The sequence below is a fragment of the Oceanicaulis sp. UBA6590 genome, from assembly GCF_002433705.1.
Lineage (GTDB): Bacteria > Pseudomonadota > Alphaproteobacteria > Caulobacterales > Maricaulaceae > Oceanicaulis.
This window is the reverse complement of sequence record NZ_DJIQ01000068.1, coordinates 35,865-45,832: the sequence shown is the minus strand read 5'-3', so window position 1 is coordinate 45,832 and position 9,968 is coordinate 35,865. Positions and strand designations below refer to the sequence as shown.

Below are 9,968 nucleotides of genomic sequence, written 5' to 3'. Positions count from 1 at the left end.
CGACATGCACAAGGAAGGCGCCGCCTTCCGCTCGCTGATGAACAATTTCGCCATCTCCATTTCCATCGGCCTGCAATACGGCGTGCCGCTTGAAGAATATGTGGACGCCTATCTGTTCACCCGCTTCGAACCTGCTGGCGATGTGGACGGCAACGACTCCATCAAGCACGCCAGCTCGATCCTCGATTACATCTTCCGCGAACTGGCGGTGAGTTATCTGGGCCGTGAAGACCTCGCCCAGACCGATCCGCACAATTACGATCCCGGCGGGCTGGGCAAAGGCGTCGAACAGGAGAAGCTGGTGCGAGAGGCCGATCCTGCGAGCCTGATCTCCAAGGGCTTCTCCCGAGGTCAGCTGCCCGACAATGTGGTCATGCTGGGGAGCCGCCCCAAGCCGGGAAAGTCTGAGGACGCTGCAGAAGGCAGCGGGTTCGAATTTGATCCCAAACCCAAATCTGGCGGCGGATCATCCGGCGGCGCCCATGTGGAGCGGCTGGAAGACCATATCGTCAACTATCATGGCGACCCCTGCCCGGAATGCGGACATTTCACCGTGATTGAAAACGCAGGTCTGTTGGGGTGCGATGCGTGCGGCTGGGCCGGAAAGGTCTAGGGGGCAGGCCTGAAACTTGCGAGACCCGGACCGGTAACTGACAGGGTATGCGCCATGATGAAACAGATTTCGGTCCTTCTGGGTCTCGCGCTGAGCGTCGCCAGCCCGGCTTTCGCCCAGAACGCCAGCGAGATAGCGCGCGTTCAAGCCGGCCAGTCCTGTCCGGGCTGCAACCTGTTCCAGGCGGATCTGAGCTATCTCGACCTTCCGGACGTGGATGTGTCCGGAGCGCGTCTGCGTCAGGCCGATCTCAGCCTGGCCACAATGAACCGGGCGAATTTCACCCGCACCAATCTGTCGATCGCCAACCTGTTCGGCGCCCGCTTCACCGCAGCGAGCTTCGCCTACGCCGATATGAGCCGGGTGACCGCGGTCGGCGCCTATTTTGGCGGCGCGGACCTGACGGGCGCGCGTCTGGACGGCGCGAATCTGTCGGGCGCCGAGATGGCTGCGACGCGCGGACTGACCCAGTCACAACTCGACCGCGCGTGCGGCGACGAAAGCACGCAATTACCGGCAGGGCTGTCGATTTCACCTTGCCGCTAAACGGGTTCACTGCAACTTACTACGAATTAAGTCGCTCCCTGACGGCAAGCGGACTACATCTAAATCATGCATTATCGCACCGTCATACTGGCTCTGGCGCTCAGCACGGTATTGTCCGCCCCCGGACAAGCCGGCGAACCGCATCGCCGTCTCTACATTGGCGGTGACTGTCGGTCCTGCGTATTCGCAGACGGCAACTTGGCCGGCGCCCAGATCGTGGGTGGCGACCTGTCCGGCTCCAATTTTTCCGATGCTCAGATGCTGGGCGCCCAGCTGGTGGACCTGAACCTGACGGGCGCGGACTTCATGGACGCCACCTTGACCGAGGCCCGTCTGTCCAATGTCACGCTCGACGGCGCCAATCTGCAGGATGCGCAATTGCAGCGCCTGCGCGCTCATCAGGTCAGCCTGCGCAGTTCGGATCTTCAGGATTCCGACCTTCAGGGCAGCGTCTTCCTGTTGTCTGACCTGACCGCCGCCAATCTGCGCGAAGCCAACCTGCCTTACTCCGTGTTCCGGCAAGCCGATTTCAGTCACGCCAATCTGCGCGACGCCAATCTGACCCGGGCGCACTTTTTCGGAACCCGGCTGCGCGGCGTGGACGCCCGCGGCGGCCTGTTCCAGAACGTGATTTTCGAGAACACCGACCTCAGCTATGCAGACCTGCGCGACACCGAATTCTCGAATGCGCGTTTCATAGCGGTCAATCTGTCATCGACGGATCTGCGCGATGCGAGCGGTCTGACCGCGGAGAGTTTCCAGCATGTTTGCGGCGATGAGAACACCCGTCTGCCCTTCGACTATACGCTGACGCGCTGCTCGGAAGATGGCGCGCTGGTCTTCACGCTGCGCCGATCGTCTGAGGCTGTGGCCGCTGTCCCTTCGCCAAGCCTTGAAACCCAGCGCGACGAGCTGGAACGTGTCAGCGCCGAACTTGAAGCCGCGCTGGCCGAAAACGGTCTCACCAATCGCATGCGCGAGCGCGAAATGACTCTGGCCCTGCGTCAGGCCGTCGCCGAATTGCGCAGCGCCGCTCAGGACATCACCGTCCGCATCAACGAATCCGAAAGTCAGGACAGCGTCGAACTGGCGATCGAACAGGCCACAGCCGAAGTCGTTCGCGACTCCCTGCGCGTTGCTGCGCGCGCCCTCGCTGAAGCCCAGGCGAATGGCGATCTGCAGGATGTGAGCTGGGAGTTCGACATTCATCCGACGGAGCTGGGCGATCACATCCGCACGATTCTCGAACAGGCGGGCCCTGCCCCGAAACCTGTCCTGGAGACGCCGTCCGATCCCGCTGCCGCCCCGGTTTTTCCGCCCAAGCAACCGACCCCGCGCATGCAGGCGGAGCTGGAGCGGATCGAGGCTCGTCGGGCCGAACAGGAGGCCGAGCGGGCGCGTCGCCAGCAGGAGGCCGCCCAGCGGGCCGAGGAGCGCCGTCAGCGCCAGGAAGACCGCGACCAACGGCCCCAGCCGCCGCGACCGCCACAACCTCCCCAGGAAGAACGCTGAACCCATAAAAAAACGGCGGGGCGATGACCCGCCGTTTTCATGTCTGGCTGACGCCTGGCCCCTAGCCTTCTTTTTTGGCTTCGGGGACCACGGTGCGCAGGTGCAGTTCGCGCAGCTGACGCATCTCGGCCGGCGCCGGCGCGTTCATCATCAGGTCGCGGGCCTGCTGGTCTTTCGGGAACATCACGACTTCGCGCAGATTCTCCTGATCGGCCAGCATCATCACGATACGGTCCACGCCCGGCGCGATGCCGCCGTGCGGCGGGGCGCCATAGCGGAAAGCGTTGAGCATGCCGCCAAAGGCTTCTTCGACTACATCCGCGCCATAGCCGGCGAACTCGAAGGCTTTCAGCATGACGTCCGGACGGTGGTTCCGGATGGCGCCCGAGGACAGCTCGATACCGTTGCAGACGATGTCGTACTGCCAGGCTTTCAGGCCCAGAAGCGTCTCATGGTCGTCCTTGCTGAGCGCCATGAACGCTTCGGGATCCATCTGCGGCATGGAGAACGGGTTGTGGGAGAACTCCACCTTCTTGTTCTCGTCATCCCATTCATACATGGGGAAATCGACGATCCAGCAGAAGCGGAAGACGTTCTTCTCAAACAGATCAAGCTCACGGCCGACCACGTCGCGCGCCTTGCCGGCGAAGCTGGCGAAGGCGGACGGCTCGCCCGCCGCGAAGAAGACCGCGTCGCCAGCCTCAAGGCCCAGCTGGGTGCGGATCGCATCGGTGCGTTCGGGGCCGATATTCTTGGCGATCGGGCCCGCGCCTTCCAGCGCGCCGTTCTCTTCACGCCAGAAGATGTAACCCAGACCCGGCTGACCCTCTTTCTGCGCCCAGGAATTCATCCGGTCGCAGAAGGCGCGGCTGCCGCCCTTGGGAGCCGGGATCGCCCAGACTTCCACTTTCGGGTTCTTCTCGATCATGCCCGCAAAGACCTTGAAGCCCGAACCGGCGAAATGCTCGGTGACGGCTTCCATCTCGATCGGGTTGCGCAGATCTGGCTTGTCCGAGCCGTATTTGCGCATGGCTTCGGCGTACGGGATGCGCGGGAACGCGCCCTCAGGCACTTCACGGCCATCGGCGAATTCGTTGAACACGCCCGCCAGAACCGGCTCGATCACGCCGAACACTTCGTCCTGGGTGACAAAGCTCATTTCCATATCGAGCTGGTAGAATTCACCCGGCGCCCGGTCGGCGCGGGCGTCTTCGTCACGGAAGCAGGGCGCGATCTGGAAGTAGCGGTCAAAGCCGGACACCATGATCAGCTGCTTGAACTGCTGCGGCGCCTGGGGCAGCGCGTAGAAATGGCCCGGATGCAGACGGGACGGCACCAGGAAGTCGCGCGCGCCTTCGGGCGAGGACGCCGTCAGGATCGGGGTCTGGTATTCGGTGAAACCTTCATCGACCATGCGGCGGCGCAGAGAGTCGATGATCTTCGAACGCAGCACGATGCGCTTGTGCAGGCTCTCACGGCGCAGGTCGATATAGCGGTGCTTCAGGCGCACTTCCTCGGACCAGTCCGGCTCGCCGAACACCGGCAGCGGCAGCTCCTCGGCGGCGGACTGGACCACAAGGTCTTCCACCAGCAGCTCGATCTCGCCCGTGGGCAGGTTCGGGTTGATGGTGTCCTCGGTGCGCGCCACGACCTTGCCGGTCACGGTGACCACACTCTCTGCGCGCATGCGCTCGAGGGTCGCGAAATTGGGATTATCAGGCTCCAGCACGCATTGGGTCAGACCGTAATGGTCGCGCAGGTCCACGAACAGCAGACCGCCATGGTCGCGTTTACGGTGGATCCAGCCGGAAAGACGCGCGGTTTCGCCCATTTGGGCTTTGCGCAGCTGTCCGCAGGTATGAGTGCGATAGGCGTGCATGGAAATTCGTCCGTTTCAATTGGGCGGTCGAGAAGCGGTTGGAAAAGGAACGTTTGCGGCCTTTCTGTCAAGCCATGCAACAGAGTTAAGCGCAAAGCGCTGCACACTGAGCGCTTGTGAGGCGGAGCGAACACAACGAATTTGCCTCCATGCGCGCCAAGATCTTCCATACCGGCTTCTGGGCGCTGGCGGGAACGCTGGCGATTCTGTGCTCACCGCTTCTTTTATGGCCGGGCCCGAGACCTGCGACATTCGCCATCGACGCGTTCGCCAAACTCTTCCGGCGCTGGCTGCAACTCTGCGGCGTCAGGGTCGAGTATCGCGGCCTTGAGCATATTCCGAAGGATCAGCCCGTCATCCTCGCCGCCAAGCACCAATCCTATGGCGACGGCCTGTGTCATCTCGCGCGTGACCCCGCCCTCGCCTACGTCATCGGCGACCATATGCTGCGCTTCCCGCTGGTGGGGCTGTATCTGCAACGCGCCGAAGCGGTGGTGGTGGACAATGACGCCGGCCGGCGCGCCAATGGCGCGCTGGATGAAGGCGTGGCGCGTCTGGCGCGAGACAGCCGCTCGGCCCTGATCTTTCCCGAAGGCGGCCTGACGCCCGTCGGCGGCGGACGCCGCTTCCGCAAGGGCGTACACCGTCTGGCCCAGACTCTGGATCGTCCGGTCATCCCCGTCGCCACCAATCTGGGCTGTTTCTGGCCAGAACAGGAGCCGGTGCTCTATCCGGGCACGGCCGTGATCGAATTCCTGCCTGCTATGAGCGCAGATACAGACAGCCGCAGTTTCATGACAGAGCTTCAGACGCGTGTGGAAGTCCGTACGCGGGAGCTGGAGGCGGAAGCCCTGGCGTCGAGATCACACATCGCCTGACCCGGCGAGTTTCATCCCCCTCACCGATGCCGCGCCAGAGACCGGGTTTCCCCTGGATCATCTTCACCTTCAGAACCCTTCGCCTCCCATGGTCCACCTGAGATGGTCCGTCTACGACCATGTTTCGCCCGGGAGTTTGCGAAACGAGAGCACAAGAGCGAGTGAACACTCACTCAGTATTGACAGCCCCGATTTTGAAAGGCAGATTGGCGGCGCGGTGAGTGAACGCTCACTCGATATACGAGCGCCCTCCCAGACAGGGCTGAGAGAACTGGAGATGACAATGGCGAATGACGCACTTCCGGACGCCCCTGACCCGCGCGGCGTGACGGCCGTGGACGGCACCGCCAAGGCGCGGATCGAACGCGCGGCGCTGGTGCTGTTCTCACAAAACGGCGTCGACGCGGTCTCCACCCGCGAGATCGCCGGCGCCGCTCAAGTGGCGGAAGGCTCGATCTACCGTCACTTCAAGAGCAAGGAAGTGCTGGCCGAGGCCCTGTTCGAGGCCATCCACTCACGCCTGTTCGATCTCGTTGAAACCGCGCTGGAAGACGCGGACGGGTTTGAGGACGCCGTGACCCGCGTTGTGGAGGTTTATTGCGAGGCGGCGGACGAAGACCCGGCGCTGTTTGAATACCACCTCATCCACATGTTCCGCTTTGGCCGCACAGACCGCGAAGGCCGCCCCGACCCGGTCCGCCTCATCGCAGAGGCCGTCGCGCGGGGCATCGAGGCTGGCGACTGTCCGCCCGGCGATCCGGAGCTGAAGACCGCCGCCGCGCTCGGCGTGGTGCTCCAGCCCGCCGCTCACCGCATGGCTGGACGGCTGCACGGCTTGATGACCGTGCGCAAGGCCGAGCTGGCCCGCGCTGCGCTCGCCGCCCTCAAGGCAGCCTGATCCACTCCCCTTTTCACGACGGCTACAGGAGGATTCCCATGATCCGCTCCGCCGCCTATTTCGTCGCCTACTGGCTGATCACCGTGATCTTTGCGCTGGTCTGCTCGCTGCTGGCGCTTATCCCAGGCCGCAAGCCCCTCGCCTATGGAATCCAGATGTACGGCTCGGCCCAGCGGGTCGCGCTCTATTTCATCGCGGGCGTCAGCATCGAGGTGCGCGGCCGGGACCGCCTGCCGCGCCAGCCCGCCGTCATCGCCGCCAAGCACCAGAGCTGGGGCGATGGCTTCGTGATGATCTCCGAACTCGCCAATCTGTCCTTTGTGGCGGGCGATCACCTTTATCGCTTCCCGCTGGTGGGCCGCATCCTGAAAAAGCTCGGCGCGATAGTCCTCTCCAATGGCGGGGGCGATGAGGCCCGCGCCCGGATGAATGAGGGTCTGGACGTGCTGCGCCGCGAAGGCCGTGACGTTCTGATCTATCCCGAGGGCCATCTGGCCGCGCCGGGCGAGAAACATGCCTATCGCAAGGGCGTCTGGCACCTATACGCTGATCTCAACCGGCCTTGCGTTCCGGTGGCCACCAATCTGGGCCTCGCCTGGGACCAGCAATCCTTCCGCAAAACCCCGGGCCGCGCTGTCGTGGAGTTTCTCGACCCGATCGAACCCGGCCTTGAGAAGGATGCATTCATGGAACGGCTGGAAGCCGTGATCGAAGCGCGCACCGACGCGCTGGTGAAGGAGGGGCTGAAATGAGCCTGAAGATCGTCTCTGCGCTGATGACCCAGCGCCGCTTCCTGCCGCTCTGGGTCGCCCAGACCCTGGGCGCCTTCAACGACAACCTGTTCCGCTATGCGCTGGTGGCGCTGGCGACCTATCAGGGCTGGACGGTGTTCGGCCTCGACAATCAGATCATGGTGCCTTTGGCGGCCACCGCCTTCACCGTTCCGATCTTCGCCTTCTCCGCCATTGCGGGTCAGGTGGCGGACCGGTTTGACCGCACGAAGATCATGCGCATCGCCAAGTTCGCCGAGATCATCCTGATGATCCTCGCCGCCATCGGATTCGTGTTCCAGCTGCCGCTGGCGCTCCTCGTCACGCTCTTCCTGATGGGCGTGCAATCGACCTTCTTCCTGCCCGCGCGCAATTCCGCGCTGCCCTCTCTGATGGCGCCGGAAGAGCTCGTCCCCGCCAATGCCGCGCTCTCGGGCGCCATCAATGTCGCCATCCTTGTGGGCGCCATTGGCGGCACGCTGCTGATCGCGCCGGACTGGGGCGTGCCCCTGATCAGCGCGCTTCTGGTGGTGATGGCCGTGCTGGGCTGGATCGCCATGCGCCAGCAAACCCCGGCCCCGGGCGGCAATCCGGATCTCAAGGTCCGCTGGGGCGTTCTGGGCGTGGTCTGGGAAACCCCGCGCATGCTGGGCTTTGCGTTCCGGGCGCCGGACGTGCTGCGGCCCTTGCTGGGCGTGGCGTGGTTCTGGATGCTGGCCGCGGCGGTCATCACCGTGCTGCCGCTCTTCACGCGTGACGTTCTGGGCGCGGATGAAGGCGTGGTTGCCGTCTTCCAGCTGATCTTCACCATTGGCGCGGCTCTGGGCGCAGTGATCTGCGGGTCACTGGCCAAATCCGGCGACGCCCTGCGTTTTTCGCTCATTGGCGCGATCATGCTGACCGTCTTTCCGACCGATATTGCGCTCTACACGCTCGGTCGCGCGCCCGGCGAGGCGTTGATCAGCGCCGACGCCTTCCTGATGGACCGCGCGAACTGGCGGATCCTGTTTGATCTTGCGGCCTCGGCGGTTGGCGGCGGACTGTTCCTGGTGCCCTTGCAAGCCATGGCGCAACGTCGCGCGAAGGAAGAGATGCGCGGGCGCCTTCTGGCGGCGTCCGGCGTGCTCAACGGGCTGGGCGGCACTCTGGGCCCGCTAGTGCTGCTTGTGATCGGGGCCAGCGCCCTGCCCTTGCAGGCCGCTTATGGATTTGTCGCTCTGGGCTCTTTGGGGGCCGCGCTTTTCATCATCTGGCGCATGCTGGCGCGGCGAAAAAGCGCTCAGTGAGCAGAAGGCTCGCCAAAGGGCGAAGTTCGGTATAATCGAGCACGCTATGGAATGGATCGCCGATACTGAGTCCCTCGCCCAGGCGTGCGCCAAGCTGCGCCAGGCTGAATATGTCGCCGTAGACACAGAGTTTATGCGCGAAAGCACCTTCTGGCCGCAGCTGTGCCTGATTCAGGCCGCAGGCGATGACACAGAAGTGCTGATCGACCCTCTGGCCGAAGGCCTCGACCTTCAACCCTTCTATGATCTTCTGACCGATCAGAACGTCATCAAGGTCTTCCATGCCTGCCGGCAGGATCTGGAGATCTTCTTCCACGAAGGCGGCGGCATCATCCCCAAACCGCTCTTTGACAGCCAGATCGCGGCCATGGCCGTGGGGCTGGGCGACTCGATCTCCTACGACAATCTGGTGCGCGCGCTGGTGAAGGTGAACCTCGACAAGGGGTCGCGCTTCACCGACTGGTCGCGCCGCCCGCTGTCGGACAAGCAGAAGGAATACGCGCTCGCCGATGTGACCCATCTGCGCGACCTGTTCCCGATCCTGCGCGAGAAGCTCGCCAAGGTGGGCCGCGAGGCCTGGCTGGCCGAGGAGATGAAGACCCTCACCGACCCGGCCACCTATGAAATGCACCCTGAAGACGCCTGGAAGCGTCTGAAGCTGCGCAAGACCACGGCAAAATGGCTGGCGGGCCTGAAGGCCGCCGCGCTGTGGCGCGAGACCGAAGCGCAGACCCGCGACATTCCCCGCTCGCGCATCATCAAGGATGATGGCCTGTATGAGCTGGCCCACGCCGCGCCGACCTCGCTCGATGATCTCAAGGGCCTGCGCGCGGTGCCCAAGGGCTTTGAACGCTCAAAGCCGGCCGAGCGCCTGATCGCGCTGATGACCGAAGCGCTGGCGGACCCCAAGGCCTATGCCCCCAAGGTGGACAAGCCCGAAGCGAGCCCGCCCAATCTGGGCCCGATCATCGAAATGCTGAAAGTCTTCCTCAAGGTCGTGTCCGACCAGGAAGGCGTCGCCAGCCGCCTGATCGCCACCGTGCCCGATCTGGAAAAACTCGCCGCCGACGACAATGCCGACATCCCCGCCCTCAAGGGCTGGCGTCGGGACGTGTTCGGCGCCGAAGCCCTGCGCCTCAAACGCGGCGAGCTGGCGCTGGTCCTGGAAAACGGCAAGGTCGAAGCGGTCGAGCTCGAATAGCGGGCTTTCAAACGCTTTGAATTCCCGGGCGAGCGTAGCGAGACCCGGGACCTCCCTCCGCTCTATGCGCCTTATTCTGCTTGGGACCCCGGCTCTGCGTTCCGCTTGGCCGGGGTTTCAGGTTTTCATACCCCCCTCTTTCCCGGCGAAGGCCGGGACCCAGCGATCATCAAGCGCTACACTTCCGGCTCTGGATCCCCGCCTGCGCGGGGAAAGAGACCGTGGGGTTCACGCACGCCAAAACGCCTCATGCCCGATGGGCTGAGGGGGCGAACGCGGGAAAACCGGCTCGGAATGTGTCTTAAAGACAAAGGGTAAGCACGAACCGGCCTTCCCGACGCTGGCGAACCCCTGTCACACTCAAGGCTTCACCGACGGCCTGCGC

The 9,968-nt window shown here is 63.8% G+C and carries 9 protein-coding genes; 8 read left to right on the top strand and 1 reads right to left on the bottom strand.

What is annotated here, in order from left to right; translation table 11 throughout:
• The 3 genes from B2Z70_RS15015 to B2Z70_RS15005 form a co-directional block, all read left to right on the top strand.
• On the top strand, nucleotides 1–613 hold a 613-nt coding region (locus B2Z70_RS15015), incomplete at its 5' end, for a TSCPD domain-containing protein (RefSeq protein ID WP_518167580.1).
• A gap of 54 nt (nucleotides 614–667) precedes the next feature.
• A complete protein-coding gene (locus tag B2Z70_RS15010) occupies nucleotides 668–1,159 on the top strand; it encodes a pentapeptide repeat-containing protein (RefSeq protein ID WP_009801079.1) in 492 nt (163 codons plus the stop codon).
• A 66-nt stretch (nucleotides 1,160–1,225) separates the two neighbouring features.
• Nucleotides 1,226–2,671: a pentapeptide repeat-containing protein gene (locus B2Z70_RS15005; RefSeq protein ID WP_292984379.1), complete on the top strand. Its 1,446-nt coding sequence runs from the start codon at nucleotides 1,226–1,228 to the stop codon at nucleotides 2,669–2,671.
• A 61-nt stretch (nucleotides 2,672–2,732) separates the two neighbouring features.
• Here the strand turns inward: B2Z70_RS15005 and aspS are convergent, their stop codons facing one another.
• On the bottom strand, nucleotides 2,733–4,550 hold the full coding sequence (aspS, locus tag B2Z70_RS15000) for an aspartate--tRNA ligase (protein WP_009801081.1): 1,818 nt from the start codon (nucleotides 4,548–4,550) through the stop codon (nucleotides 2,733–2,735).
• Between the two features lie 149 nt (nucleotides 4,551–4,699).
• Here aspS and B2Z70_RS14995 point away from each other — a divergent pair, with 149 nt between their 5' ends.
• The 5 genes from B2Z70_RS14995 (at nucleotide 4,700) to rnd (ending at nucleotide 9,583) form a co-directional block, all read left to right on the top strand.
• Nucleotides 4,700–5,428 carry a lysophospholipid acyltransferase family protein gene (locus tag B2Z70_RS14995; RefSeq protein ID WP_292984375.1) on the top strand — a complete coding sequence of 243 codons (729 nt, stop codon included), beginning with the start codon at nucleotides 4,700–4,702 and terminating at the stop codon, nucleotides 5,426–5,428.
• A 283-nt stretch (nucleotides 5,429–5,711) separates the two neighbouring features.
• Complete coding sequence (locus tag B2Z70_RS14990; protein ID WP_292984373.1) at nucleotides 5,712–6,326, top strand: TetR/AcrR family transcriptional regulator; 615 nt, start codon at nucleotides 5,712–5,714, stop codon at nucleotides 6,324–6,326.
• A gap of 38 nt (nucleotides 6,327–6,364) precedes the next feature.
• Complete coding sequence (locus B2Z70_RS14985) at nucleotides 6,365–7,078, top strand: lysophospholipid acyltransferase family protein (protein WP_292984371.1); 714 nt, start codon at nucleotides 6,365–6,367, stop codon at nucleotides 7,076–7,078.
• Entirely contained in the window at nucleotides 7,075–8,382 is a 1,308-nt protein-coding gene (locus B2Z70_RS14980; protein ID WP_292984369.1) for an MFS transporter, read from the top strand. The genes B2Z70_RS14985 and B2Z70_RS14980 overlap by 4 nt, the downstream gene beginning before the upstream one ends.
• Before the next feature lie 46 nt (nucleotides 8,383–8,428).
• Nucleotides 8,429–9,583: a ribonuclease D gene (gene rnd / locus B2Z70_RS14975; protein WP_009801086.1), complete on the top strand. Its 1,155-nt coding sequence runs from the start codon at nucleotides 8,429–8,431 to the stop codon at nucleotides 9,581–9,583.
• The last annotated feature ends 385 nt before the right edge of the window (nucleotides 9,584–9,968 follow it).